The organism is Castellaniella hirudinis (assembly GCF_042651965.1).
GTDB lineage: Bacteria > Pseudomonadota > Gammaproteobacteria > Burkholderiales > Burkholderiaceae_B > Castellaniella > Castellaniella hirudinis.
Map to the genome: position 1 here is coordinate 205788 of NZ_JBHSDY010000005.1, position 25123 is coordinate 230910.

Below are 25123 nucleotides of genomic sequence, written 5' to 3' on the forward strand. Positions count from 1 at the left end.
GAGGTTTACTTATTGCCGCCGGGCCGCCCCAAGGCAATAAGCGCCCCCTTGGGGGGCAGCAAGCCGAAGGCGCAGCGTGGGGGCACTGTTATTGGCCGCCGTCGGGAACGAAGACGTAGCCCAGGCCCCAGACCGTCTGGATGAAAACCGGCTTGGAAGGGTTGGGTTCGATCAGCTTGCGCAGCCGTGATATCTGGACGTCCAGGCTGCGGTCGAAGGCTTCGTATTCGCGGCCCCGGGCCAGTTCCATGAGCTTGTCGCGCGACAGCGGGACCTTGGGATGGCGGGCGAAGACCTTGAGGACGGAGAATTCGCCGGTGGTGATGGGGACGGCCTCGCCGCTGCGCGTCAGGGTGCGGGTGGAGAGGTTCAGCACGTAGGGACCGAATTCGACGGATTCGTTTTCCTGGCTGGGGGCGCCGGGGTGTTCCTCGGTGCCGCGGCGGCGCAGGATGGCGTTGACCCGGGCCAGCAGTTCGCGAGGGTTGAACGGCTTGGTCAGGTAGTCGTCGGCCCCCATTTCCAGACCGACGATGCGGTCGATTTCCTCGGCCTTGGCGGTCAGCATGATGATGGGCGTGTTGTCATGGTTGCCACGCAGCCGGCGGCAGATGGACAGGCCGTCTTCTCCGGGGAGCATCAGGTCCAGCACCAGGAGATCAAAATGTTCCCGTTGCCAGAGCTTCGCCATTTCCTTGGCGTCTTCGGCGACGTAGACATTGAAGCCCTGTTCGGACAGATAACGGCGTAGCAGATCGCGCAGCCTGGGATCGTCGTCGACGATGAGGATCTTGCGGGTGAGGGTCTGGTTTTGCGTGTTCATGCGGAAAATGTAACAGGGTCGGGAAGCAGGTTCCAGCGCTTATCACAACAAATTACACAATAAGCGTTTGGTCTTCGTTTTGGAAATAAGCGGGGCCCTTTTGGGTCTCCTTTAAAATAGCCAGGCCATGGACGATTTTCACATTCTCTCGTTTGAAACATCAAGCACTTTGTGCGGTGTCGCGCTGCTGTCCCGAACGGACGGCCGGACGCGGCTGCGCACGGCCCTGCACGAGGGCCGGAGCGCGCACGCCGAACGCATCCTGCCCATGGCGTGCGATCTGCTGGATCAGGCCGGCCTGGACCGGCGCGCCCTGTCGGCGATCGCCTTCGGCCAGGGGCCGGGCGGGTTCACCGGGCTGCGCGTAGCCTGCGGGGTGGCCCAGGGCCTGGCCGTGGCGCTGGACGTCCCGGTGCTGCCGGTCGATTCCCTGTGCGCGGTGGCGCTGCAAGGCGCCGGAGAGGACCCGGCCGGGGTCCACGTGGTGCTGCAGGACGCGCGCATGAACGAGGTCTACGCCGCCGCCTACCGGGCCGATGGCGCGGGCTGGGTCACGCTGCAGGCGCCGGCCCTGCTGGCGCGCGCCGATGTGGCGGCCTGGGCCGCCCGCGAGTCGGCCGGCTGGGATATGTGGGCGGGGGGCGGCTGGACGGTGCATGGCGATGCGCTCGACGTGTTTCCCGGCCTGGGTGACGAACTCGAAGCCCTGGGTGGGCGTTGCACACCCGTGCCGCCGGAAAGCGTTCACGCGCAGGCCGGCACCATCGCCCGGCTGGCGGAACAGGCCTGGCGGGAAGGGCGCGCGGTGGACGCCGCCCTGGCCTCGCCCGCCTATGTGCGCGACAAGGTCGCCTATACCACGGTCGAGCGCGCCGGCGGGCTGGGGGGCAATCCCCTGGTCGACGCCGCGACCCTGACTTTGCACGACATGATGCCGGCCGACGTCAACGAGGTCGCCGCCATCGAAGGCCGGGTGCAGTCCTTTCCCTGGACCCGCAAGAATTTCGCCGACGGCCTGGCCGCCGGCTATCGCGGCTGGGTGGTGCGCCGCATGGGCGCGATGCTGGGCTTCGCCCTGGTGATGGACGCACCGGACATGGCGCACCTGCTGGTCATCGGTGTGCGCCCGGACGCCCAGCGCCAGGGCGTGGGCGCGCGGCTGCTGCGCCACTGCATCGACCATTGCCGCCAGACCGGCCAGCCGGCCCTGACGCTCGAAGTCCGTCCCAGCAACGAAAACGCCATCGCGTTCTACCATCAGCACGGCTTCGCCCAGGTCGGCTTGCGGCGGGGCTATTACCCGGCGGTCCAGGGCCGCGAGGACGCCTGGATCATGACCCTGACGGTGGACGCTGCCCAAGGAAACGCCGGGCCGGGCATCGCCCGGTCCTGGGGGCGCTCATGACGCCGCGCGCCCTGCTGCGTCCGGGCCAGATCGCCTGGCTGGCCGAGATCGGCCTGAACACCCATTGGCTGGCGACGCGCCCGGAGCCGGCCGCCGACGAGGGGGCCGCCGCGTCGATGGCGCGTGCGCCGCAGACAGCGGCCGCCGTTGCCGGGCCCGCAGTGGCCGGTTCGGCGCCCGCCGCCGTGGCCTCGACCGAGTCCGATGCGGGCGCACGGGCCGCCATGGACGCCCGGGACGCCGCCATCGCGGCCATCCTCCCCGAATCCCGTGCCCCGTCGGCTTCCGGACTGACGCGCGTGCGCGCCCCGGCAGGGCTGGTCGCACCGCAAACTCCCGCCGCTATCGCTCCAGCCGCGTGCCCCGACCTGACCGTGCTGGACACCGCCGTCTCGGCCTGCACCGCTTGCGCCCGACACACCCAGCGCGCCCGGGCGGTGCCCGGGATGGGCCAGGCCGACCGGCCGTATTACCTGATCATCGGCGAGCAGCCCGGCATGGAGGATGACGCCAGCGGCCTGCCGTTCCAGGGCGACCCGGGGCGTCTGCTGACGGCCATGCTGGCGGCCGCGCGCCTGCCGCATGCCGACTCGGTCTATCTGGCCCATGGGGTCAAATGCCGCGCCGTCGGCGGCCATGAGCCCACCTCTCAGGACGTCGCCGCCTGCCTGCCCTGGCTGCACCGGCAGATCGCCTTGTTGCAGCCGCGCTGGATCCTGGCGCTGGGCCGGGTGGCCGCGCGGGCGGTGATCGGCACGGACAAGGATCTGGACGCACTGCGGGGCGGCCCGCATCAGTACATGCCTGACCAGGGCGCACCGATTCCCGTCTGGGTCACGCACCAGCCTTCATCGCTGCTGGTGCGTTCGGCCTGGAAGGCCGAAGCATGGCGGGATCTGGCGGGCCTGGCGCAGGCCGTGCGAGCGGCGGAAAAAACCTGAGTTCAGTGCAGCGCAGTCCCATGCCCTGTCTGGCCGATCATCTGGCTCAGTTCCGGGTGGGCGCGGTGATTCAGCCGGTTCCAGTGGATGAAGACCAGCATCAGGCAGGCCACCAGGATGCCGAACAGGGCGATGATCAGATTGATCGACAGGCCCAGCCACAGCATCAGGCTGTACATGGCCAGCATCAGCAGGATGTTCAACTGTTCGTTGAAATTCTGCACTGCGATCGAATGCCCGGCTGACAGCAGCACGTGGCCGCGATGCTGCAGCAGCGCATTCATCGGGACCACGAAAAAGCCCGACAGGCCGCCGATCAGCAGCAGCAGGCAGTACACCGCCCAGGGTGTGTAGACGGCCGGCATCAGCAGCACCACCAGGCCCATGGCCACCCCCACCGGCAGGACAGCCAGCGCGCGGCGCAGCGGCACCCGGCCGGCGCAGACCGCGCCGATCACCGTCCCGAAGGCGGCCACGCCCATCAGCACGGACGCCTGGTCCAGGCGGTAGCCCAGGTGCTGGGCGCCCCATTCAATGACGATGAACTGCAGTGTTGCGCCCGCGCCCCAGAACAGCGTGGTGACGGCCAGCGAGATCTGGCCGAGCTTGTCCGACCACAGGATGCGGACGTAGCGGGTGAAATTGCGGATCAGGGCCGTCGGATGCGTCTGCTGGCGGGGATAGAAGGCATGGGTGTCGGGGATCAGCAGATTGCACAGGGCGGCGGCGACGTAGACCAGGCCGATCATCAGGATGGCGCTTTGCGCGGCGTTGTCGGCCAGACGGTCCACCCAGGCCAGGGACATCAGCCAGGCCGAGACCGACGGGCTGATCAGCAAGCCGCCCAGCACGGTGCCGACGATGACCGACAGCACGGTCAGGCCCTCGATCCAGCTATTGCCTTTGACCAGCAGTTCGGGCGGCAGCATTTCGGTGACGATGCCGTATTTGGCCGGGGAATAGGCGGCGGCGCCGATGCCGACGACGGTGTAGGCCGCGAAGATCAGGATCAGTTGCTGGTTGTGGCCCAGGCCGAACGCGCCGTAGCTGAACATCAGCAGGCAGCCGCAGGTCTTGAGCGCGTTGGTGGCGAACATGACCCGGCCCTTGGGGAAGGCGTCGGCGAAGGCGCCGACGAAGGCCGCCAGCACGACGTAGGCCAGGGCGAACCACCACTTCATCATGGGGGCCATCCAGTCCGGGCCGCTGAGGTCGGCGATCAGCCCGATGGCGGCGATGAGCAGGGCGTTGTCCGCGACGGACGACAGCGCCTGCGCAGCCATGACCATGAAAAAGCCCTTGTTCAATCGCGGACCCCGAAGTGGTTGACGAAAGGGGCGGCTGCCGTGAGGCGCGCCCGTAAAAAAGAGTTGCAGTATAGCGGGTTGTGGACCGCCCGCAGGCGGCCGCTCAGGCCCGGTGCGTTATCATACGCTGTCACTTACGCGCCCCGATTTTTCGTTCGTCCCAGCACCGTGCGCCTCACGCAGATCAAACTTGCCGGATTCAAGTCCTTCGTGGATCCGACCGTGATTCCCACGCCCAGCGAGCTGGTCGGCGTGGTGGGTCCCAACGGCTGCGGGAAATCCAACATCATCGATGCCGTGCGCTGGGTCCTGGGCGAGACCAAGGCGTCCGAACTGCGCGGCGCCTCGATGCAGGACGTGATCTTCAACGGATCCGGCCAGCGCAAGCCGGCTGCGCGCGCCTCGGTCGAACTGGTGTTCGACAACAGCCAGGGCAGGGCGGCGGGCCAGTGGTCCACCTTCGCGGAAATCGCCGTGCGCCGGGTACTGACCCGCGACGGCGCCAGCAGTTATTTCGTGAACAATCAGGCGGTGCGCCGCCGCGACATCCACGACATCTTCCTGGGGACCGGGCTGGGCGCGCGCGGCTACGCCATCATCGGCCAGGGCATGATCAATCGCCTGATCGAGGCCCGTCCCGAGGAACTGCGCGTCTATCTCGAAGAAGCCGCCGGGGTGTCGCGCTACAAAGAACGCCGTCGCGAAACCGAGAACCGCCTGGGCGACACGCGTGAAAACCTGACCCGCCTGGACGACATCCTGCGCGAACTCGCCAGCCAGCTCGACAAGCTGGAATCCCAGGCCAAGGTGGCGGCCGATTACCGGGCGCTGCAGGCCGAAGGCGAGCTCAAGCAGCACGCCCTGTGGCTGCTGCGCGAGCAGGCCGCGCGTGAAAGCCGCCAGTCCCTGGCCGTCGACACCGAACGCGCCCAGGCCGAGCTGGAATCCGCCGTGGCCGGGTTGCGCGCCCTGGAATCCGACCTGGAAACCCGCCGCGCCGCGCACTTCGAGGCCAGCGAGCAGGTCCACCAGACGCAGGGCCGCCTGTTCGAGGCCGGCGCCCAGGTCAGCCGCCTGGAAGCCGAAATCCGCCACGTGGTCGATTCCCGCAACCGCCTGCAGATCCGGCGCACGCAATTACAGGCCCAGCAGCAGGAATGGGGCGATCAGCGCACCCACAGCCAGGCGTCGATCGAGGACACCCAGGCGCAGATCGAGGAAGCCGAGGCGCGGGCGGAACAGTTGGCCGAGCGGGCGCAGCACGCCCAGGACGGCCTGCCGGACCTGGACGCCCGGCTGCGCGATCTGGCGGCCCGGCGCGACGAGGATCGCCGTGTGCTGGCGCGCACCGAACAGGAACTGGCGCTGGCGGCGCAGTCCCAGCGGGACGCCGACGGCCAGTTGCGCGCCCTGGAAGACCGCCGCGCGCGGCTGGATGATGAGCGCGCCGCCCTGGGTGCGCCCGACCCGGCCGAATTGCAGCGCTGGGCGGGGGAATGCGCCGTCGCCCAGGAACGCCTGGAAGAAGCCCAGGCGCGCCTGCTGGAACTCGAATCCCGCCTGCCGGAACTGGAAGAGGCCCGCGCCGAGGCCTTGCAGGCCAGCCAGGCGGCCCGTCTGGACCTGGAAAAGCTGGATGCGCGCCGCCAGGCCCTGATCGCGCTGCAGGAAAAGATCCAGTCCGAGGACGCGCTGGAGCCCTGGCTGCAGCGTCAGGAACTGGGCGGCTTGACGCGCCTGTGGCAGCAACTGCACGTTGACGCGGGCTGGGAAACCGCCCTGGAAGCCGTGCTGCACGAACGCATGAACGCCCTGGGCCTGCGTACGCTGGACCACGTGCGCGCCTTCGCCCAGGATGTCCCGCCTGCGCGCCTGGCCTTTTATCAGACGCCCGGCGATGCCGGGCAGCCCGCCGCGACCGCGACGGACGCACCGCGCCTGCTGGATTTCGTCCAGGCGCGCGACGCCGCTTTGCAGGCCCTGCTGGCCGTCTGGCTGCGCGACGTGCGCGTGGCCGACGACCTGGGCGCCGCCATCGCGCGGCGCGGTGAACTGCCGCCGGGCGGCGTCTGGGTGCTGCGCGACGGCCACCGGGTCGATGCGTGCAGCGTGCGCTTCTACGCCGCCGATTCCGAACAGGCCGGCCAGTTGGCGCGCCGCCAGCAGATCGACAACCTGGCCCTGGAAATCCGCGCCGCGCAGTTGATCGCCGACCAGGCGCTGGATGCCCACGCCCAGGCCGACGCCGCCTGCCGCAACCTGACCCAGGCGCTGCAGCCCGCGCGCCAGCAGATCGCCGAGCGCATGCGGGCGCAGCACGATGCCCAGATCCGCCACCAGCAGCTCAGCCAGCAGGCGGCGCAGTCCGACGAGCAATCCCGCCGCCTGGACCGCGACCTGAAGGAACTGGCCGAGCAGCAGGCCGGGCTGGATACCCGGCGGGCCGAATCCGAGGCCCGCTTCGAATCGCTGGACCAGGTCCTGGCCGAACAGCAGGAACGCCTGGCGGAACTGGACATGCAGGCCGAAGACCTGTCCCGGCAGGCCGAACAATCCCGCCAGCAGGGCCGCGACCAGGAACGCGCCGCCCAGGAAGCCGAATACGCCGTGCGCACCCTGCGCAACCGGCTGGACGAATTGCGCCGCACCCTGCAACTGGCCGAAGACCAGGCCCGCCGCTCGGGCGCCGAACTCGAATCCCTGCAGGGCGAACTGTTCGATCTGGACGAGTCCATGGCGCAGGCCGGCTTGCAGGACGCGCTCGAATCCCGGGCTGCGTGCGAAGAAGCCCTGCGCGAGGCGCGGCTGGCCCAGGATCAGGCGGCCGCCGTCCTGCGCGAAGCCGACGAGGGCCGGCTGACGCTGGAGCGCGGCCTGGACCCGCTGCGGGCGCGCATCACCGAACTGCAACTGAAGGAACAGGCGTCGCGCCTGTCGGTCGAGCAGTTCGCCGAGCAGCTCGACGCCCGTCAGGTGGACCGTGACGCTTTGCGCCGCCACCTGGACGAACAGCCGCCCCAGTGGCGGCGTCTGGAGTGGCTGCAGTCCGAAGTCCAGCGCATCACGCGCAACATCGAATCGCTGGGGGCCGTGAACCTGGCGGCGCTGGACGAATTGACGGCGGCGCGCGAGCGCAAGGGCTTCCTGGACGCCCAGCACGCCGACTTGCTGGCGGCCATCGAGACCCTGGAAAACGCCATCCGCCGCATTGACCGCGAGACCCGCGAACTGCTGTCGCAGACCTTCGAGACAGTCAACGGCCATTTCGGCGAACTGTTCCCGCGCCTGTTCGGCGGCGGCGAGGCCCGCCTGACCATGACCGGCGAGGAAATCCTGGACGCCGGGGTGCAGGTCATGGCCCAGCCGCCGGGCAAGCGCAACAGCACCATCCATCTGCTGTCGGGCGGCGAAAAGGCCCTGACGGCGACGGCGCTGGTGTTTGCCTTGTTCAAGCTCAATCCGGCGCCGTTCTGCCTGCTCGACGAGGTCGATGCGCCGCTGGACGACGCCAATACCGAACGCTATGCGAACCTGGTGCGCGGCATGAGCGACCAGACGCAGTTTCTGTTCATTTCACACAATAAAATCGCCATGCAGATGGCCCGGCAACTGGTCGGGGTGACCATGCAGGAACAGGGTGTGTCGCGGATCGTGGCCGTGGACATGGATTCTGCCCTGCAATGGGCGGCCGAGGCGGCCTGAGCGGATAAGAGGACTTTATGAGCGACTTGCAGATCTTGCTGATTTCGATCGGGGTGGCGCTGATCGTCGTCGTCCTGCTGTACAACACCTGGCAGGATTGGCGGGCGCGGCGCAGCATGCGCCAGTCGCTGCCGGAGGCCGGCCATGACGTGCTGATGCGTGACACGGAACCGCGGCGCGAGCCGGGCCTGTGGCAAGCCGGCCGGCCCGCCGCCGACGACAGCCCGGAGGCCGACCCCGCCTGCGAGGCCGTCATCGACATCGCCCTGGCGCATCCCGTGGCGGGCGAGTCCCTGGCCGAGGCCTTGCGGGCCATCGGCCGCGTGGGCAAGAAACCCGTGCGTGTGTTCGCCGAACGCGAAGGCGGCGGCCACCGCGCCGGGGCGCAGCCGGGCGAATCCTACGTGTCGCTGCAACTGGCGGTCGTGCTGGCCAACCGCAGCGGCCCCCTGACGGCCATCGAATGGTCCAATCTATGGACCCTGGCGCAGAACCTGGCTGAACGCTTCGAGGGCCTGATCGAGGCCCCGGACCAGGACGTGGTGCTGCGCCAGGCGGCGGACCTGGACGCGCGCTGCGCCGCCATGGACGCCCAGGTCGGGCTGATCCTGCAATTGGCCCAGCCGCGCGCGGTCGCGGCGATCGCCCAGTCGGCCGCCGAGGCGGGTTTCGTCCAGGCGCGCGGGCAGTGGGCCTGGATGGCGGAAAACGGCCTGCCGCGCTTCGCCTTGCAGGTCGAGGCCTCGGAAGGTGACGCCACGCACCGCGTCGATCTGGTGCTGGACGTGCCCAACAGCCTGCCGGATGATCAGGCCTTCAGCCGCATGGTGACCGTGGGCCGCGACCTGGCTGCGCGTCTGGACGCCCACGTGCTGGATGATCAGGGCCGCACCTTCCAGGACGACTCCGCGCCTGCCATCGACCGGCAGATCAGCGCCTTGTACGACCAACTGGATCAGGCGGGCTTTCTGGCCGGCACCGACCGCGCAGCGCGGGTGTTCTCGTGACCACCGGATCCGACGCGGGCGGCCCCGATCGCGAGGCCGCCGACCGCAGCCGCCTGGACGCCCTGCGCGCCGACATCGAAGCCCACAACCGCCGCTATTACGTCGAGGACGCGCCGTCCATCTCGGACGCGCAGTACGACCAGTTGATGGCCGAGCTGCAGGCGCTGGAAACCGCGCATCCCGACTGGGTGACGCCCGATTCCCCGACGCAGCGGGTCGGCGCGGCGCCGCTGGATCATTTCGCCTCCGTGACGCATGCCGTGCGCATGCTGTCGCTGGGCAATGCCTTCGAGACCGAAGACGTCGTCGCCTTTGACGAGCGGATCGTGGCGACCTTGATCGAGTCGGGTCTGTTGAGCGGGGCCGCAGCCGATCCTGATGCCGGAGCCGCGCAGGCCGCTCACGTCCAGGGAACGCTGCCGCTGAGCGACGGGCCTGCGCCGCCGCCCGGCGTGGCCTACGTCGCGGAATACAAATTCGACGGCCTGGCCGTCAGCCTGCGCTACGAGCAGGGCCGCCTGGTCCAGGCGGCGACCCGGGGCGACGGCGCGCAGGGCGAGGACATCACCGTCAACATCCGCACGCTGCGCTCGGTGCCCCTGCGCCTGCGCGGCGCGGACGCGCCCGCAGTGCTGGAAGTGCGCGGCGAGGTGCTGATGACGCGGGCGGATTTCGCGCGGCTGAACGAGGCCCAGGTCGCCCGGGGCGACAAGCCCTTCGTCAATCCGCGCAACGCGGCCGCCGGCAGCCTGCGTCAACTGGACCCGCGCATCACGGCGACCCGGCCGTTGCGCTTCTACGCCTACGGCTGGGGGCTGATCCAGGACGCCGCCGGGGCCCCGTTGCAGCCGCGCGCCAGCCATTCCGGGATGCTGGACTGGCTGGCCGGCTTCGGCTTTGCCGTCAGCCCCGGCCGCGCGCTGTGCCGGGGGGCGTCGGAGCTGCTGCGTTTCTACGAAACCGTGGGCGCATCCCGCGCGAACCTGCCCTACGACATCGACGGCGTGGTTTACAAGGTCGATGACCTGCGCGCCCAGGAAGTCCTGGGCTTTGTCGCGCGCGCGCCGCGCTTCGCCCTGGCGCACAAATTCCCCGCCCAGGAGGAAACCACCCGCCTGATCGGCATCGACGTCCAGGTGGGGCGCACCGGCGCGTTGACGCCGGTGGCGCGGCTGCAGCCGGTCTTCGTCGGCGGCGTGACCGTCACCAACGCCACGCTGCACAACGAGGACGAGATCCGCCGCAAGGACGTGCGCATCGGCGACACCGTGGTGGTGCGCCGCGCGGGCGACGTGATCCCCGAAGTCGTCGGGCCGGTGCTGGCGCTGCGTCCGGCCGATGCGCCGGTCTTCGACCTGCTGGCCGTCTGCCCGGTGTGCCCGGAGTGCGGCTCGGCGGTCGAACGCCCGGAAGGCGAAGCCATCACGCGCTGCACCGGCGGGCTGTTCTGTCCCGCGCAGCGCAAGCAGACCCTGTGGCATGCCGCCAGCCGCAAGGCCCTGGACATCGACGGCCTGGGCGACAAGCTGATCGAGCAACTGGTGGACAACGGCAAGGTTCACACCCTGGCCGATCTGTACAAGCTGGCGGATCCGTCCGGCGGCGGCGAGCTGGAACTGTCCACCTATCCCCGCATGGGGGCGAAATCGGCGCGCAATCTGGTCGAGGCCATCAATGAGCGTCGCAGCCCGCCCCTGTCCCGTCTGTTGTACGCCCTGGGCATCCGCCATGTGGGCGAGACCACGGCGCGCGACGTGGCGCGGCATTTCGGCGCCATCGAAGCCATCATGGACGCGTCCGAGGAAGACCTGCTGCAGGTGCCGGACGTCGGCCCGGTGGTGGCCGCCTCGATCCGGCGTTTCTTCGCCGAGGCGCATAACCGCGAAGTCATCGCCGATCTGCGTGCCGTCGGGGTCGAACCCCAGGCCGACGCGGCGCCGGTCGGCGAGAAGCCCCTGGCGGGCAAGACCCTGGTGTTGACCGGCACCCTGCCGACCCTCAGCCGCGACGAGGCCACCCGCCGCGTCCTGGCCGCCGGCGGCAAAGTCAGCGGCTCGGTGTCGCGCAAGACCGCCTGGGTGGTGGCCGGCGAGGAAGCCGGCAGCAAGCTCGCCAAGGCGGCCGAGTTGGGCGTGCCCGTGATCGACGAGGCCGGGCTGCTGGCGTTGCTGGACGGGGTGTCTCGAAGCTGAGCCCGAGTCCGGGCGGATGTTCTCTGCGTCCGTACGCAGCATCTGACCGGAGACGGGGGCGACGAGGTCTCCCCGGCCGCCTCAGGACACGCTTTGGATCGGTCCCGGATATTGCAGAATCTGGCTGTCGGCCGTCAGCAGTGTGATGCCTTCCAGTGTGGCTTGGGCGATCAGCAGCCGGTCGAATGGGTCTTTGTGCAGCGCGGGCAGGCCTGCGACTGCCACGGCGTGCTGACTGCTGATCCGCAGTTCTTCGTAGCCGTTGTCCAGCAGTCCTCGGCGCAGCACATGGGGATCTACCTGAAAATCGTCGCGGCCCAGCCCGGATTTGATGGTGATTTCCCAAAGGCTGGCGGCACTGAAGATCAGGACGTTGTTGTCGTCTTCCAGCCAGGCGCGTGCCTGCCCGGTCAGCTTTTCGGGTTGCCCGGCGGACCAGAGCAGGACATGTGTATCCAGCAGGAAGTTCATTCGGTCCCCTCGAACAGCGCCTGGACCGTCGTGGCGGACATGCGGTCGAAATCGTCCGGCACGGACAACCGGCCGCTTAGAAAGCCCAGCCTCCGGATGGGCCGCACAGGCGTGTCCAGAGCGACGACCTTGACCAGGGGCTTGCCCGCCTTGGCGATGATGAAGGGCTCGCCCTGAGCGGCCTGCTCGACCAGGCGCGACAAATGGGTTTTGGCCTCGTGGATGTTGATGGCGTTCATGACGGAATCCTTGATTAAACTTAGTTCATTAAACTTAGTTTATTTGATTTCCACTCAGCAGTCAGCCATCTTCAAAATAAAGAGGCGACCTTCTTGCGAAGGCCGCCTCTTTGAACCATGTTGGGACTGGATGCTGCGCAGCGTGGGGGCTTATTACTTTGCCGCGCTGTTGTCCACGACCTTGGCGTCCTTCATCAGGCCCTTCTGGTAGCCGGCCAGGGCTTGCTGGCGCATCATTTCTTCCAGTTGGGGCTTGGCTTCGTCAAAGGACGGGAAGGCGATCGGGCGCACGTCCTCGACCTGGATCACGTGCCAGCCGAATTGGGTCTGCACGGGCTGGGCGCTGAGGTCGCCCTTCTTCATGCTTTCCACGGCCTGGGCGAATTCGGGCACGTAGTTGCTGGTCGGGCCCCAGCCCAGTTCGCCGCCGTTCTTGCCGCTGCCGGTGTCGATGGAGTCTTTCTTGGCGGCGGCTTCGAAGGTGGTCTTCTTGGCCTTGATCGCCTTGATCAGTTCCTTGGCCTTGGCCTCGTCCTTGACCAGGATGTGGCGCAGCTTGAATTCCTGGCGCGACCCCTGTTCGGCCTTGATGGTGTCGTATTCCTTCTTCAGGTCGGCTTCGCTGACGGGGTTGTCCTTCAGGTACTTGGCCATCAGAGCGCGCACCAGAATGCTTTGCGTGGCCAGCTCGGTTTCCTGCTGGACGGCGGGGTCCTTTTGCAGACCGGCCTTCTCGGCGGCCTGGACGGCCACCAGGCGGTTGATCATTTCCTGCTTGACCTGATCGCGCAATTGAGGCGTATCCTGGGCGCCCTGGGTGACCAGCATGCCGACGAACTGGTCGAATTTGGCCTGGGAGATGCCCTGGCCGTTGACGGTGGCGATGTCCTTGGCCCAGACCGGCAGCGTCAGGGAGCAGGCCAGGGCGACAGCAGCGATACGTTTCATGAAAATCCTTCGATGGGAGGGGTGCCGGCCTCGATGGCCAGCGCGTGGATCGGATGGGGCATCAGATCTCGCACGCAATCATACACAAGACGATGGCGGGCGAGGGTGCCGAGCCCCTGGAATTGCTTGGACAGGATGCGGACGCGAAAGTGCCGTGCGCCGCCTTGCGCGCCGGCGTGGCCGGCGTGCAGGTGGGATTCGTCGATCAGGTCGAGCTGCGTGGGATCGAGCGCGCTCAGGCGTTCGAGCAGCAGGGCGCGCAGATCGGCAGGTGCGGGGCTGCTCATGGGCGGTCTCCGGCGAAGAGCGGACTGGGGCGCATGCGTGCCGTCATCCGCGCGGCTCGCCGTCGGGGTCGCCGGCCTGGGGCTCGGCGGGTTCGGCCTGGATGTGCCGGCTCAGCCACAGGGACTGCACCACCACGAAGAGCAGCAGCAGGACCATCAGGCCGAAGACCTTGAAATTCACCCATTGCGACTCGGTGAAGCGGCCGGAGAAGGCCACGTACAGGTTCAGCGCGCCCGAGGCCACGAAGAACGCGGCCCAACTGTCGTTCAGGCGGTTCCAGGCGCGCTCGGGCAGGGCGATCTTGTCGCCCATCAGGCGGCGCATCAGGTTGCGGCCGGTGAGCAGGCGCGCGCCCACCAGGATGGCGGCGAACAGCCAATACAGCACCGTGGGTTTCCATTTGATGAAGGTATCGTCGTGCAGCAGCAAGGTCGCGCCGCCGAACACGACGATCACCGTCAGGTTGATCCAGTGCATGGGTTCGATCGCGCGGCCGGTCAGGCGCAGCCACAGGATCTGCAGCACGGCCGCCGCCATGGCGGTCCCGGTGGCGACGTAAATGTCGGCGAAGCGGAACGCCAGGAAGAACAGGATCAGCGGAAAGAGGTCGAAAAGGAATTTTTTCACAGGAGACTTATTCGGCCGGGACGAAGCGCAGGGAAAGAGAGTTGATGCAGTAGCGCAGCCCCGTGGGCGGCGGACCGTCGGGGAACACGTGGCCCAGATGGGCGTCGCAGGCGGCGCACAGGATTTCCGTGCGGATCATGCCGTGGCTGGTGTCGCGCAGTTCGCGCACGCGGTCGGGGGCGACCGGCTCGAAATAACTGGGCCAGCCGCAGCCTGCGTCGAATTTGGTGTCCGAGGCGAACAGGGGCGTGCCGCAGCAGACACAGAAATAGGTGCCCGCCTGGGCGGTGTCCCAGTAGCGGCCCGTGAACGGCCGCTCGGTGTGTTTCAGCCGCGTGACCGCGAATTCGTCGGGGGAGAGCTGCGCGCGCCATTCGGCGTCCGTGCGCGTGATCTTGTCCACGGGAAAGGTGTCCAGAATCTCACTTCAATCCTCCATCTTAATCGACTTTGGATGTCGAGGCAGGGATCCGGGGCGCGGTGCATCCGGCGCTATGGCGGGTTCGGGCCTGCGCCGTATGGCAGCAAATTGCTGCAGGCTGCGATAATATGACGCCCGTTCATGTGTTTATGCCTCAGCCCGCCGGGTTCGCGGCTATGAATTGCACGGTCCGTCAAAAAACATTCGGAGACAATCATGACATTTCCGCTTTCCCTGCGGCTCACCCTGGGCGCGGCCGCGCTGCTGGCCGCGCTGCCCCTGGCCGCCACGGCTCAAATCAAGGTCGGCGTGACGGTGTCGTCCACCGGACCGGCCGCCTCGCTGGGCATTCCCGAACGCGACACCGTGGCGCTGCTGCCCGCGGAAATCGGCGGCCAGGCCGTGCAATACATTGTGCTGGATGACGCCACCGACACCACCCAGGCGGTGAAGAACATCCGCAAGCTCACGGCCGACGATCACGTCGACGTGGTGCTGGGGACGTCCGCCGTGCCGGGTTCGCTGGCCATGTCCGACGTCGCCGCCGAGACCGGCACGCCCATGATCAGCGTGGCCGCCGGCGTCAAGCTCGTCGCGCCCGTGGACGGTCCGCGCAAGTGGGTCTTCAAGACGCCGCAGAACGACGCCCTGATGGCTGCGGCCCTGGCGGATGCGATGGTCAAGCAGCACGTCAAGACCCTGGGCTTCATTGGTTTCAGCGATGCCTACGGCGAGGGCTGGCTGCAGGAAATGACCGCCAAGGCCGAGGCGAAGGGCATCAAGGTCGTGGCCGCGGAACGCTATGCCCGGCCCGACACCAGCGTCACCGGCCAGGTGCTGAAGCTGCTTGCGGCCAAGCCCGACGGCATCCTGATCGCCGGTGCCGGCACGCCGGCGGCCCTGCCGCAGCGTGAACTGGTGGAGCGCGGCTACAAGGGCCGGATCTATCAGACCCACGGCGCGGCCAACAATGACGTGCTGCGCGTCTGCGGCAAGGCCTGCGAGGGCATGGTCCTGCCCGCCGGCCCGTTGCTGGTGGCGGCCCAGTTGCCCGACAGCAACCCGGTCAAGGCCAGCGCCCTGACGTACGTCAAGGCCTACGAAGGCAAGTACGGCGCGGGCACGACCAACACCTTCGGCGGCCATATGTGGGACGCCGGCCAGTTGATCAACGACGCCATTCCGCGCGCCCTGAAGACCGGCGCCAAGCCGGGCACGCCGGAATTCCGCTCGGCCCTGCGCGATGCGCTGGAACAGGTCAAGGACCTGCCCGCTTCGCAGGGGGTCTTCACCATGAGCCCGACCGACCACGCCGGCATGGACGAGCGCGGCCGCGTCATGGTCAAGGTCGTCGACGGCAAGTGGACCTACCAGCCGGATCTGTAAGGATGCATTCGCACGCCCTCCGGTTCGTTTCCCGGGCTGTTCTCCGGCCCGCGCCTGTCGGCGCGTGCGCCGGCCGGGGGGAGGGCGCATGGATCTGACCATTGCGCTGATCCTGCTGCAGGACGGCATCCTGAACGGCGCCATCTACGCCCTGCTGGGCCTGGCGCTGGTGCTGGTGTTCGTGGTGACGCGGGTGATCCTGATTCCCCAGGGGGAATTCGTCACCTTCGGCGCGCTGTCCCTGGCCTTCCTGGCCAATGGCCGGGTGCCGGGCACGGTGCATCTGCTGGTGATCATGGGCGTGCTGGTCTGCCTGGTCGAGGCGCTGTCGTGCTGGCGCGCGCGCCAGTGGCGCGGCTATGTCCGCACCCTGGGCTGGGCGCTGGTCCTGCCGCTGGTGCTGGAGGCCCTGGCGCCGCTGGCCGTCGGGCCTGACGTGCCGCTGATCCTGCAAGTGCTGTGCGCGCTGGCGCTGGTGGTGCCCATGGGGCCGATGATCTACCGCCTGGTGTATCAGCCGGTGGAGCAGGCCAGCGTGCTGGTGCTGCTGATCGTGTCGGTCGCCGTGCATTTTGCCCTGACCGGTCTGGGGCTGCTGTTCTTTGGCGCCGAGGGCTGGCGCACGCCGGCCCTGGTCGAAGGTTCGGTGCAGATCGGGCCGGTGGAATGGACGGCCCAGACTTTCGCGGTGCTGGCCACCTGTATCGTGCTGATCGGCGGGCTGTGGCTGTTCTTCAGCCGCACCCTGTATGGCAGCGCCTTGCGGGCCACCGCCGTCAACCGGCGCGGTGCGCGGCTGGTGGGCATCAGCACGCGGGTGGCGGGCAGCCTGACGTTCACCTTGGCGGCCGCCATCGGCGCGCTGTCGGGCATGCTGATCGCCGCCATCACCACCATTTATTACGACACGGGCTTTCTGATCGGCCTGAAGGGCTTCGTGGCGGCGATTTTCGGCGGCCTGGTCAGCTATCCGGTGGCGGCGGCGGGCGCCCTGTTCGTCGGCATCCTGGAGGCGTTTTCCTCTTTCTGGGCCAGTCCCTTCAAGGAAGCCATCGTCTTCACCCTGATCATCCCGGTCCTGCTGTGGCGCTCGTTCGGCAGCGTCCACCTGGACGAGGAGGAATAGGTTCCCATGCGCCCGCGTCACCTGTTGATGATCCTGCTCCCGATCCTGGCGGTGCTGCCCTGGATTCCGGGCGTGCCCGCCTTCTGGATCACCCAGATGAACTACATCGGGCTCTACAGCCTGGTGGTGCTGGGGCTGGTGCTGCTGACCGGCGTCGGCGGACTGACGTCCTTCGGCCAGTCGGCTTTTGTCGGCCTGGGGGCCTACACCACGGCCTGGCTGTCGACGGCGGGCGGCATGTCCCCCTGGCTGGGGCTGATCGCGGGCCTGTTGCTGACCTGTCTGGTAGCGTATGCGCTGGGGGCGATCACGCTGCGCCTGTCCGGCCACTATCTGCCCTTGTGCACCCTGGCCTGGTGCCTGGCGCTGTATTACCTGTACGGCAATCTGGATTTCCTGGGCCGCTACGACGGCATCGCGGGCATTCCGCCGCTGTCCCTGGGCGGCTGGTCCCTGGGGACCGGCGAGCGCATGTATCTCTTGATCTGGCTGGTCCTGCTGCTGGCGCTGTGGGCCACGCACAATCTGCTGGATTCGCGCGCCGGGCGGGCCATCCGCGCCCTGCGTAGCGGTTCCATGGCCGAGTCCTTCGGCGTGGACCTCAAGCACTACAAAGTCGTGATCTTCGTCCACGCGGCCCTGCTGGGCTGCGTGTCGGGCTGGTTGTATGCGCACATGCAGCGCGCCGTCAGCCCCAGCCCCTTCGGCCTGGGCTACGGCATCGAATACCTGTTCATGGCCGTGGTGGGCGGTTCGGGCAGCGTCTGGGGCGCGGTGGCGGGCGCCGCCGCCATCCTGGTCGTCAAGGATCAGTTGCAGAACGTCCTGCCCGGCCTGGTGGGCACCACCGCCAATCTGGAACTGCTGGCCTTCGGCGTGCTGATGATCCTGGTGCTGCAATATGCGCGCGACGGCCTGTGGCCCGTCCTGGCCCGCTTGTGGCAACGGCTGGGCGGACGCGCCGAATCCAGCGGCCACGACCCGGCGCGCTTGGCCGCCGCGCCCGAACTGCCGCGCCGGCCGGCGCCCAAGGCGGGCGATCTGGTGCTGGAAGTCGATCGCGTGCGCAAGGAGTTCGGCGGTCTGGTGGCGGTCAACGACATCAGCTTCAGCCTGCGGGCGGGCGAGATCATGGGGCTGATCGGCCCCAACGGGGCGGGCAAAAGCACGACCTTCAACCTGATCAGCGGCGTGGCGCCCCTGTCCGGCGGTACGGTGCGCTTCATGGGGGATCGCATCGACGGCCTGCCGGCGCGCGAGATCGCCCGCCGGGGGATGGCGCGCAGCTTCCAGCACGTGCAGTTGCTGCCGGACATGAGCGTGCTGGAAAACGTCGCGTTGGGCGCCCATCTGCGCAGCAGCGCCGGCGTGGTGTCGGCCGCGCTGCGACTGGACCGCACCGCCGAGGCCTCGCTGCTGCGCGAGGCGGCGCGCCAGATCGAGCGGGTGGGGCTGGGCGACGTGATCGACCAGCCGGCCGGCAGCCTGCCGCTGGGCCGCCAGCGCATCGTGGAGATCGCCCGGGCGCTGTGCTGCGATCCGATCGCGCTGCTGCTCGACGAGCCGGCGGCCGGCCTGCGCTATCAGGAAAAACAGGCTTTGGCCGCCGTGCTGGACCAGTTGCGCCGCGAGGGCATGAGCCTGCTGCTGGTCGAGCACGATATGGACTTCGTGATGAACCTCACCGATCATCTGCTGGTCATGGATTTCGGCACGCCGCTGGCCGAGGGCGTTCCGGCGGACATTCAGCGCAATCCAGCCGTGCTGGAAGCCTATCTGGGCGGTCTCGACGAGACCTGGAGCGTCCCTGACGCCGTGCCGCAAGGAGAGGCGTCATGAGCGTGGACAAGCACATGACGCCCGACACCCTGCTGGCGCTCCAAGGCCTGTCGGCGCATTACGGCAAGGTCGCCGCGCTGGACCCCATCGACCTGACCGTGGCCCGGGGCGAGATCGTGACCGTCATCGGCGCCAACGGCGCCGGGAAATCGACGCTGCTGGGCGCCATCATGGGGGCGCTGCCTCTGCGGGGGCATAGCCGGGGCTCGATCCTGTTCCAGGGCGCCGAAGTGCAGGGCTGGGACATCGAACGCCGCGTCGGCCAGGGCTTGTCCCTGGTGCCGGAACGCCGCGAACTGTTCGCCAGCATGTCGGTGCGCGACAACCTGCTGCTGGGGGGCTTTCGCCTGTACCGCGCCGGCGTGCGCGGCTGGCGTGACACGCTGGACGAGGTCTACACCCTGTTTCCGCGTCTGAAGGAACGTGCGGCCCAGGCAGCGGGCACGCTGTCGGGTGGTGAGCGCCAGATGCTGGCCCTGGGCCGCGCCCTGATGGCGCGCCCGGCGCTGCTGATGCTGGACGAGCCCAGCCTGGGCCTGGCCCCCCGGGTGGTGCGCGAAATCTTCCAGACGATTCAGCAATTACGCAGCACCGGCGTGTCCATCCTGCTGGTGGAGCAGAACGCCCGCGCCGCCCTGCACGTGGCCGACCGGGGCTATGTCCTGGAAACCGGCGCCGTCGTCCTGGAAGGCGAGGCCCGCATGCTGGCGGGCCATCCTCGGGTGATTGAGAGCTATCTAGGACTGACAGGCGCGAAAAAGGACGCCTAGCCTAGCCGTCCGGCCGTGCCTTCCGGTCGACCTGCAGCGACTCGATCACCAGCCGGTCGCCGGCCCGCTTCAGATTGACGTCCACCGAGCCGCCCGTCGGGCAGCAGTTGGCGTCTTGCTTGCGGTACAGCCAGGCCTGGGCGGTGAGGCCGACCAGATTCAGATTCACGCCCTTGTCGACGGACAGGCCGGCCGGAAGGCGTTTCTGCAGATCGGATTCCCAACACTGGGTGTCCAGCCGCGTCCAGCGGTCTTGCTGAAAGAAAAACACGTCGTCGTCGCTGAAGGCGCCCGTGCCGCTGACCGAGACCGGCAGTTCCAGCATGGTGTCCGGACCGGCGCGGCCGATGGACGGGGCGCTGATGTCCATTTCTCCCGGATCGTCCAGGCGCATCAGGAAGCGGCTGATCCGGCCCGCACCCTGGTCCAGGAACAGGGCCGCGCCCTTTAATTCGCAAGCGCCGGAGGCGGCCTCGGGGCCGACACAGTAGAGGGCGTAGTGCGTCTGGGAGGCCCCTGTCGCGCCGGCCGCGTCGACGGCCCCGGATTCGGTGACACGGCAGGCAGGCGGGTTGGCGTCGTCGGCGAGCGTTGCCAATTCGCGGCAGGTCTGCGCGAGCGCAGCGTCCAGCCCTCCGGTGAAGGCGACCGCCGGAGGGTCGGTGACGGGCTGGCCCGTGACCGCGTCGATCGGTCCGCAGGCCGGCTCATCCGCCCGGGCGATCCCGGCGCTCAGTCCCGAAGCGATCAGGAGGGTGAGGATCAGGGCGCGCGGGCGGGATGTCATGGGGGGACCTGTCGAATGTGCGGCGGCGCGGTTCAGCCTTGCGTCTTTTGCCGCCAGTTGAGCCATTCGCCGACGATGCCGCGGCGGAAGGCCATCACGCAGAGGATGAAGATCAGGCCGATGACGATGGTGACGGATTCACCCAGGACCCGGAACCATTCGATGCCGGTCTGTTGCATCAGGAAGCGGCCGAACTCGCCGACCTTGTTTTCCAGGGCGACGACGATGATCGCACCGAGCACCGGGCCGGTGAGCGTGCCCATGCCGCCGATCAGCGTCATCAGGATCACCATGCCCGACATCTGCCAGGTGGCGTCCGACAGCGTGGCCGAGACGAACACCAGCGACTTGGTGGCGCCGGCCAGCCCGGCCAGGGTGGCCGAGAGCACGAAAGCCAGCAGCTTGAAGCGGTCCACGTCGTAGCCCAGCGAGATCATGCGCGGTTCGTTTTCGCGGATGGCCTTGAGCACCTGGCCGAAGGGCGAGTGCACGGTGCGCCAGATCAGCGCATAGCCCAGCACGAAGATCACCAGCACCACGTAGTACAGGTTGATGTCCCGGGTCAGGTCGAGGCCCAGGATGCTGCCGCGCGGGATGCCTTGCAGCCCGTCCTCGCCGCCGGTGAACGGCGCCTGCAGGAAGTAGAAGAACTGCATTTGCGCCAGCGCCAGGGTGATCATGGCGAAGTAGATGCCGCTGCGCCGGATGGAGAGCAGGCCGAAGACCAGTCCCAGCACGCCGGCGGCGGCCGTGCCGAACAGCAGTCCGCCGATCGTGGGCCAGCCCCAGGCGGTCAGCGCCTGGCCGCAGGCATAGGCGGCCAGGCCCAGAAAGGCGGCGTGGCCGAAGGACAGCAGCCCGGTGTAGCCCAGCAGCAGGTTGAAGGCGCAGGCGAACAGGGCATAGCACATGACCTTCATGATGAAGATCGGATAGCCGCCCAGCGCGGGCAGGACCGCGAGCAGGACGAAGATGGCCAGATAGGCGATCAGTTGACGATTCATGATTCCTTCCCGAACAGCCCGGCCGGGCGGATGAGCAGCACGATGACCATGATGATGAACACCACGGTGCTGGAGGCCTCGGGCCAGAAGACCTTGGTGAAGCCCTCGATGATGCCCAGGCCCAGGCCGGTGACGATCGACCCCAGGATCGAGCCCATGCCGCCGATGACGACCACGGCGAAGACGACGATGATCAGGTTCGAACCCATCAGCGGGGAGACCTGCAGGATGGGGGCGGCGAGCACGCCGGCAAAGCCCGCCAGCCCGACGCCGAAGCCGAAGGTCAGCGAGATCATCAGCGGCACGTTCACGCCGAAGGCCTCGACCAGCTTGGGGTTTTCGGTGCCGGCGCGCAGCAGGGCGCCGAGGCGGGTTTTTTCGATGACGAACCAGGTCAGCAGGCAGGCCAGGATGGAGGCGACGACGACCCAGGCGCGATAGATGGGCATGAACATGAAGCCCAGGTTCACGCCGCCCTGCAGCAGGGCGGGGGTGCTGTAGGGTTGGCCGGAGACGCCGTAGAAGCTGCGGAACAGGCCTTCGATGAGCAGGGTCAGGCCGAAGGTGAGCAGCAGGCCGTAGAGGTGATCGAGCTTGTAGAGGTGGCGCAGCAGCAGGCGTTCGAGGAGGATGCCGAACAGGCCCACGACGATGGGGGCGAGGATCAGCATGACCCAGTAGTTCAGGCCCAGGTACTGCAGGCCCATCCAGGCGACGAAGGCGCCCAGCATGTAGAGCGCGCCGTGGGCGAAATTGATGATGTTGAGCAGGCCGAAGATGACGGCCAGCCCCAGCGAGAGCACGGCGTAGAACGAGCCGTTGACCAGGCCCAGCAGAAGCTGGCCGAGCAGGGCCTGGAGGGGTACACCGAAAAGTTGTGTCATAGGGCTGCGGCGAAAGCGGGCGGAAAGGATAACGCGGATCGCGGCTCCCCGTCTTGCGGCGGGGAGCCGGGGGTCATGTGCCGCTTACTTGAGAGCGCAGGTCGAGGTCGACTCGTCGCCGTAGACCGATTCGGCCGGCAGGGTGCGCACGATGTTGTAGTAGTCCCAGGGCTCCTTGGACTGGTCGGGCTTCTTGACCTGGGCCAGGTACATGTCGTGCATCAGCAGGCCGTCCTTGCGGACGTAGCCGTCCTTGATGAACATGTCGTTGATCTTGGTGCTCTTGAGGTGCGCCATGATGGCGTCGCCGTCATCCGTGCCGGTGGCCTTGACGGCTTCCAGGTAGGTCTTGGCGGCCGAGTAGTCGCCCGCCTGCAGGAAGGACGGCGCGCGCTTGTGCTGTTCGAAGAACTTCTTGGACCAGGCGCGCGAGGCGTCGTCCTGGTTCCAGTACCAGGCGGTCGTCAGGTACAGGCCGGCGGTGTTGTCCAGGCCCAGGGCGTGGACGTCGTTGATGAACACCAGCAGGCCGGCCAGCTTCATGGTCTGGGTGATGCCGAATTCCTTGGCGGCCTTGACGGAGTTGATGAAGTCGCCGCCCGCGTTGGCCAGGCCCAGGACCTGGGCGCCGGAGCTTTGCGCCTGCAGCAGGAAGGAGGAGAAGTCCGTCGTGGCCAGCGGCGCGCGCACGGCGCCCAGGTTTTTACCGCCGGATTTTTCCACGACCTTCATCGTGTCCTGTTCCAGCGAATGGCCGAAGGCGTAGTCGGCGGTCAGGTAGAACCAGGTCTTGCCGCCTTCGCGCACCACGGCCGAGCCCGTGCCGTTGGCCAGGGCGATGGTGTTGTAGGCGTAGTGGACGGTGTAGGGCGTGCATTGCGCATTGGTCAGCGCCGAGGAGCCGGCCCCCACCACCAGGAAGGGTTTCTTCTTTTCGGCCGCGACGGCGGCCATGGCCAGCGCGGTGGAGGAGTTGGTGCCGCCGATCAGCATGTCCAGGTTCTGCTTGTCGAACCATTCGCGGGCGCGGGCCGAGGCGATGTCGGCCTTGTTCTGGTGGTCGGCGGTCAGCAGTTCGATCTTCTTCCCGTTGATCTCGCCGCCCATGTCGGCGATCGCCATGCGGATGGCGTCGGCGCCGGCATTGCCGTCGATGTCGGCGTACACGCCGGACATGTCGGCGATGAAGCCGATGCGGATCACGTCGTCCGAAATCCCCGCGGCTTGGGCTGAGAGGCCGAAGCCCAGGCCGGCAACGGCCAGCGCGGCGGATAGAGTACGCAGTTTCATGGGAAGTCTCCTGTATGTGCCGGTTGTGCCGGCGAATCAGTAAAAAAGAGGGCAGCGGACGTCGGTCAGACGCCCAGCAGGCTGTCGAGGGTGGACTGTTTTTCCTGGAGCTGGCCGGCGGGGAATTGCTCCACGATCTGGCCGTGTTCCATGACGTAGAAGTGATCGGCCAGGGGCGCCGCGAAGCGGAAGTTCTGCTCGACCATGACGATGGTGTAGCCCTTGGCCTTCAGGGTGCGGATCATGCGGTCCAGCGCCTGCACGATGACCGGGGCCAGGCCTTCGGAGATTTCGTCGAGCAGCAGCAGATTGGCGCCGGTGCGCAGGATGCGGGCGACGGCCAGCATCTGCTGCTCGCCCCCGGACAGGCGCGTGCCCGGCGAGTGGCGCCGTTCGAGCAGATTGGGGAACATGTCGTAGATTTCGGCCAGCGACATGCCCCCGCCCAGCGTGTCGCCCACGGTGGGCGGCAGCAGCAGGTTTTCTTCGCAGGACAGCGAGGCGAAGATGCCGCGCTCTTCCGGGCAGTAGCCGATGCCCAGGTGGGCGATGCGGTAGGTGGGCAGGTGGATCGATTCGGTGCCCTGGATGCGGATGGAGCCCGTGCGCCGGCTGGTCAGGCCCAGCAGCGCGCGCAGCGTGGTGGTGCGCCCGGCGCCGTTGCGCCCCAGCAGGGTCACGACCTGGCCGGGCTCGACGCGCATGTCCACGCCGTGCAGGACGTGCGACTCGCCGTACCAGGCGTGCAAGTCGGAGATTTCGAGTGCGGCGGTGCTCATGCATGGGCCCCTTCGAGTTCGCCCTGGGTGGTGCCCATGTAGGCTTCCATCACGGCGGGGTTGTTCGAGACGGCGGCGTAATCGCCTTCGGCCAGCACCGCGCCGCGCGCCAGCACGGTGATGCGGTCGGCGATGGAGGAGATGACCTTCATATTGTGTTCGACCATCAGGATGGTGCGCCCGACGCTGACCTGCTTGATCAGGCGCGTGACGCGATCGACGTCTTCGTGGCCCATGCCCTGGGTGGGTTCGTCCAGCAGCATCAGGCGGGGTTCCATGGCCAGGGTGGTGGCGATTTCCAGGGCGCGCTTGCGGCCGTAGGGCAGGTTCACCGTCATTTGCGAGGCGAATTCCGCCAGATCGACTTCGGCCAGCAGTTCCATGGCCCGGTCATTGAGGCGATCCAGGCTGGATTCGCTGCGCCAGAAATGGAAGGAGGCGCCGGTGGCGCGCTGCAAGGCGATGCGTACGTTGTCCAGCACCGTGAGCTGCGGGAAGACGGCCGAGATCTGGAAGGAGCGGATGATGCCTTTGCGGGCGATTTCAGCCGGTTTGTCGCCGGTGATTTCCTTGCCTTCGAAGAAGATCTGGCCCTGGCTGGGCACGAGAAATTTGGTGAGCAGGTTGAAGCAGGTGGTTTTACCTGCGCCGTTGGGGCCGATCAGCGCGTGGATGTGGCCGCGCTGGATCTTCAGATCGACGGAATCCACGGCGGTGAAGCCGAGGAAAGTCTTTGAAAGTTGGCGGGTTTCGAGAATGATGGTGGGGTCTGTGCCCATAATGCCCAGTGTCCAATGTCGCAGTGCGGTGCCTGATGGCGGAATACTTCAAGTATGGAGTGATCCCGGCCGCTGCTCCATAGGGGTTTTACAGAGTTGCCGCTGCGT

23 protein-coding genes are annotated in these 25123 nt (G+C 67.7%); 9 read left to right on the forward strand and 14 right to left on the reverse strand.

Translation table 11 applies throughout. The features are described from left to right. Positions 1-88: 88 nt before the first annotated feature. Positions 89-823, reverse strand: coding sequence for an osmolarity response regulator transcription factor OmpR (gene ompR / locus ACFO0J_RS09190; protein WP_376812764.1), 735 nt, complete (start codon positions 821-823; stop codon positions 89-91). A 127-nt stretch (positions 824-950) separates the two neighbouring features. On the opposite strand from ompR, the gene tsaB reads away from it, so the two are divergent. Together tsaB and ACFO0J_RS09200 are read left to right on the forward strand one after the other, a co-directional pair. Next, entirely contained in the window at positions 951-2228 is a 1278-nt protein-coding gene (tsaB, locus tag ACFO0J_RS09195; protein WP_376812765.1) for a tRNA (adenosine(37)-N6)-threonylcarbamoyltransferase complex dimerization subunit type 1 TsaB, read from the forward strand. Next, complete coding sequence (locus ACFO0J_RS09200; RefSeq protein WP_376812766.1) at positions 2225-3169, forward strand: uracil-DNA glycosylase; 945 nt, start codon at positions 2225-2227, stop codon at positions 3167-3169. The genes tsaB and ACFO0J_RS09200 overlap by 4 nt, the downstream gene beginning before the upstream one ends. A 2-nt stretch (positions 3170-3171) precedes the next feature. Here the strand turns inward: ACFO0J_RS09200 and lplT are convergent, their stop codons facing one another. Continuing rightward, a complete protein-coding gene (gene lplT, locus ACFO0J_RS09205) occupies positions 3172-4476 on the reverse strand; it encodes a lysophospholipid transporter LplT (protein ID WP_376812767.1) in 1305 nt (434 codons plus the stop codon). 168 nt (positions 4477-4644) lie between these two features. Here lplT and smc point away from each other — a divergent pair, with 168 nt between their 5' ends. Genes smc through ligA form a run of 3 tightly spaced genes read left to right on the forward strand, consistent with a single transcriptional unit; the run spans position 4645 to position 11377 of the window. Beyond that, a complete protein-coding gene (gene smc / locus ACFO0J_RS09210; protein ID WP_376812768.1) occupies positions 4645-8178 on the forward strand; it encodes a chromosome segregation protein SMC in 3534 nt (1177 codons plus the stop codon). Positions 8179-8195: 17 nt separating this feature from the next. Next, complete coding sequence (locus tag ACFO0J_RS09215; RefSeq protein WP_376812769.1) at positions 8196-9185, forward strand: cell division protein ZipA C-terminal FtsZ-binding domain-containing protein; 990 nt, start codon at positions 8196-8198, stop codon at positions 9183-9185. 53 nt (positions 9186-9238) lie between these two features. Continuing rightward, positions 9239-11377: an NAD-dependent DNA ligase LigA gene (ligA, locus tag ACFO0J_RS09220; RefSeq protein ID WP_376812992.1), complete on the forward strand. Its 2139-nt coding sequence runs from the start codon at positions 9239-9241 to the stop codon at positions 11375-11377. 81 nt (positions 11378-11458) lie between these two features. Here ligA and ACFO0J_RS09225 read toward each other — a convergent pair whose 3' ends face one another. From ACFO0J_RS09225 to msrB, 6 genes are all read right to left on the reverse strand, one after another. After that, positions 11459-11848, reverse strand: a complete 390-nt coding sequence (locus ACFO0J_RS09225; protein ID WP_376812770.1) for a type II toxin-antitoxin system VapC family toxin — start codon at positions 11846-11848, stop codon at positions 11459-11461. Beyond that, positions 11845-12087: a type II toxin-antitoxin system Phd/YefM family antitoxin gene (locus ACFO0J_RS09230; protein WP_376812771.1), complete on the reverse strand. Its 243-nt coding sequence runs from the start codon at positions 12085-12087 to the stop codon at positions 11845-11847. Before ACFO0J_RS09230 ends, ACFO0J_RS09225 begins: the two co-directional genes overlap by 4 nt. 153 nt (positions 12088-12240) lie before the next feature. Beyond that, positions 12241-13035 (reverse strand): peptidylprolyl isomerase, encoded by a 795-nt coding sequence (locus tag ACFO0J_RS09235; RefSeq protein ID WP_376812772.1) that lies wholly within the window; start codon positions 13033-13035, stop codon positions 12241-12243. Next, positions 13032-13322, reverse strand: a complete 291-nt coding sequence (locus tag ACFO0J_RS09240) for a BolA family protein (protein WP_376812773.1) — start codon at positions 13320-13322, stop codon at positions 13032-13034. The genes ACFO0J_RS09235 and ACFO0J_RS09240 overlap by 4 nt, the downstream gene beginning before the upstream one ends. 43 nt (positions 13323-13365) lie before the next feature. Beyond that, positions 13366-13950, reverse strand: a complete 585-nt coding sequence (locus tag ACFO0J_RS09245) for a septation protein A (protein ID WP_376812774.1) — start codon at positions 13948-13950, stop codon at positions 13366-13368. Between the two features lie 7 nt (positions 13951-13957). Beyond that, a complete protein-coding gene (gene msrB, locus ACFO0J_RS09250; protein ID WP_376812775.1) occupies positions 13958-14353 on the reverse strand; it encodes a peptide-methionine (R)-S-oxide reductase MsrB in 396 nt (131 codons plus the stop codon). Positions 14354-14587: 234 nt separating this feature from the next. On the opposite strand from msrB, the gene ACFO0J_RS09255 reads away from it, so the two are divergent. The 4 genes from ACFO0J_RS09255 to ACFO0J_RS09270 all read left to right on the forward strand — a co-directional run bounded on the left by ACFO0J_RS09255 (position 14588) and on the right by ACFO0J_RS09270 (position 19492). Next, positions 14588-15757, forward strand: coding sequence for an ABC transporter substrate-binding protein (locus tag ACFO0J_RS09255; protein ID WP_376812776.1), 1170 nt, complete (start codon positions 14588-14590; stop codon positions 15755-15757). A gap of 88 nt (positions 15758-15845) precedes the next feature. Continuing rightward, positions 15846-16883, forward strand: a complete 1038-nt coding sequence (locus ACFO0J_RS09260) for a branched-chain amino acid ABC transporter permease (RefSeq protein ID WP_376812777.1) — start codon at positions 15846-15848, stop codon at positions 16881-16883. Between the two features lie 6 nt (positions 16884-16889). Continuing rightward, positions 16890-18722 carry a branched-chain amino acid ABC transporter ATP-binding protein/permease gene (locus tag ACFO0J_RS09265; protein ID WP_376812778.1) on the forward strand — a complete coding sequence of 611 codons (1833 nt, stop codon included), beginning with the start codon at positions 16890-16892 and terminating at the stop codon, positions 18720-18722. Next, the gene (locus ACFO0J_RS09270; protein WP_376812779.1) at positions 18719-19492 is read left to right on the forward strand and encodes an ABC transporter ATP-binding protein; all 774 of its coding nucleotides are present in this window, start codon (positions 18719-18721) and stop codon (positions 19490-19492) included. The genes ACFO0J_RS09265 and ACFO0J_RS09270 overlap by 4 nt, the downstream gene beginning before the upstream one ends. Position 19493: 1 nt before the next feature. On the opposite strand, the gene ACFO0J_RS09275 is transcribed toward ACFO0J_RS09270, so the two are convergent. The 6 genes from ACFO0J_RS09275 to ACFO0J_RS09300 all read right to left on the reverse strand — a co-directional run bounded on the left by ACFO0J_RS09275 (position 19494) and on the right by ACFO0J_RS09300 (position 25015). Next, positions 19494-20279, reverse strand: a complete 786-nt coding sequence (locus tag ACFO0J_RS09275; protein ID WP_376812780.1) for a hypothetical protein — start codon at positions 20277-20279, stop codon at positions 19494-19496. Positions 20280-20311: 32 nt separating this feature from the next. Beyond that, complete coding sequence (locus tag ACFO0J_RS09280; RefSeq protein ID WP_376812781.1) at positions 20312-21283, reverse strand: branched-chain amino acid ABC transporter permease; 972 nt, start codon at positions 21281-21283, stop codon at positions 20312-20314. Then, a complete protein-coding gene (locus ACFO0J_RS09285) occupies positions 21280-22167 on the reverse strand; it encodes a branched-chain amino acid ABC transporter permease (protein WP_376812782.1) in 888 nt (295 codons plus the stop codon). The genes ACFO0J_RS09280 and ACFO0J_RS09285 overlap by 4 nt, the downstream gene beginning before the upstream one ends. Positions 22168-22251: 84 nt before the next feature. After that, positions 22252-23457, reverse strand: coding sequence for an ABC transporter substrate-binding protein (locus ACFO0J_RS09290; RefSeq protein ID WP_376812783.1), 1206 nt, complete (start codon positions 23455-23457; stop codon positions 22252-22254). A 65-nt stretch (positions 23458-23522) separates the two neighbouring features. Beyond that, positions 23523-24236, reverse strand: coding sequence for an ABC transporter ATP-binding protein (locus ACFO0J_RS09295; RefSeq protein ID WP_376812784.1), 714 nt, complete (start codon positions 24234-24236; stop codon positions 23523-23525). Further along, on the reverse strand, positions 24233-25015 hold the full coding sequence (locus tag ACFO0J_RS09300) for an ABC transporter ATP-binding protein (protein WP_376812785.1): 783 nt from the start codon (positions 25013-25015) through the stop codon (positions 24233-24235). The genes ACFO0J_RS09295 and ACFO0J_RS09300 overlap by 4 nt, the downstream gene beginning before the upstream one ends. Between the last annotated feature and the right edge of the window lie 108 nt (positions 25016-25123).

Excerpts from the sequence above, each read along its gene's own strand:
- ACFO0J_RS09215 (WP_376812769.1), top strand. The coding sequence starts at position 8,196 with ATGAGCGACTTGCAGATCTTGCTGATTTCGATCGGGGTGGCGCTGATC.
- ACFO0J_RS09255 (WP_376812776.1), top strand. The coding sequence starts at position 14,588 with ATGACATTTCCGCTTTCCCTGCGGCTCACCCTGGGCGCGGCCGCGCTG.
- ACFO0J_RS09260 (WP_376812777.1), top strand. The coding sequence starts at position 15,846 with ATGGATCTGACCATTGCGCTGATCCTGCTGCAGGACGGCATCCTGAAC.
- ACFO0J_RS09280 (WP_376812781.1), bottom strand. The coding sequence starts at position 21,283 with ATGAATCGTCAACTGATCGCCTATCTGGCCATCTTCGTCCTGCTCGCG.
- ACFO0J_RS09225 (WP_376812770.1), bottom strand. The coding sequence starts at position 11,848 with ATGAACTTCCTGCTGGATACACATGTCCTGCTCTGGTCCGCCGGGCAA.
- ACFO0J_RS09200 (WP_376812766.1), top strand. The coding sequence starts at position 2,225 with ATGACGCCGCGCGCCCTGCTGCGTCCGGGCCAGATCGCCTGGCTGGCC.
- tsaB (WP_376812765.1), top strand. The coding sequence starts at position 951 with ATGGACGATTTTCACATTCTCTCGTTTGAAACATCAAGCACTTTGTGC.
- ACFO0J_RS09230 (WP_376812771.1), bottom strand. The coding sequence starts at position 12,087 with ATGAACGCCATCAACATCCACGAGGCCAAAACCCATTTGTCGCGCCTG.
- ACFO0J_RS09265 (WP_376812778.1), top strand. The coding sequence starts at position 16,890 with ATGCGCCCGCGTCACCTGTTGATGATCCTGCTCCCGATCCTGGCGGTG.
- ACFO0J_RS09240 (WP_376812773.1), bottom strand. The coding sequence starts at position 13,322 with ATGAGCAGCCCCGCACCTGCCGATCTGCGCGCCCTGCTGCTCGAACGC.
- ACFO0J_RS09235 (WP_376812772.1), bottom strand. The coding sequence starts at position 13,035 with ATGAAACGTATCGCTGCTGTCGCCCTGGCCTGCTCCCTGACGCTGCCG.
- ACFO0J_RS09300 (WP_376812785.1), bottom strand. The coding sequence starts at position 25,015 with ATGGGCACAGACCCCACCATCATTCTCGAAACCCGCCAACTTTCAAAG.
- ACFO0J_RS09295 (WP_376812784.1), bottom strand. The coding sequence starts at position 24,236 with ATGAGCACCGCCGCACTCGAAATCTCCGACTTGCACGCCTGGTACGGC.
- ACFO0J_RS09270 (WP_376812779.1), top strand. The coding sequence starts at position 18,719 with ATGAGCGTGGACAAGCACATGACGCCCGACACCCTGCTGGCGCTCCAA.
- ACFO0J_RS09285 (WP_376812782.1), bottom strand. The coding sequence starts at position 22,167 with ATGACACAACTTTTCGGTGTACCCCTCCAGGCCCTGCTCGGCCAGCTT.
- ACFO0J_RS09290 (WP_376812783.1), bottom strand. The coding sequence starts at position 23,457 with ATGAAACTGCGTACTCTATCCGCCGCGCTGGCCGTTGCCGGCCTGGGC.
- ACFO0J_RS09275 (WP_376812780.1), bottom strand. The coding sequence starts at position 20,279 with ATGACATCCCGCCCGCGCGCCCTGATCCTCACCCTCCTGATCGCTTCG.
- ompR (WP_376812764.1), bottom strand. The coding sequence starts at position 823 with ATGAACACGCAAAACCAGACCCTCACCCGCAAGATCCTCATCGTCGAC.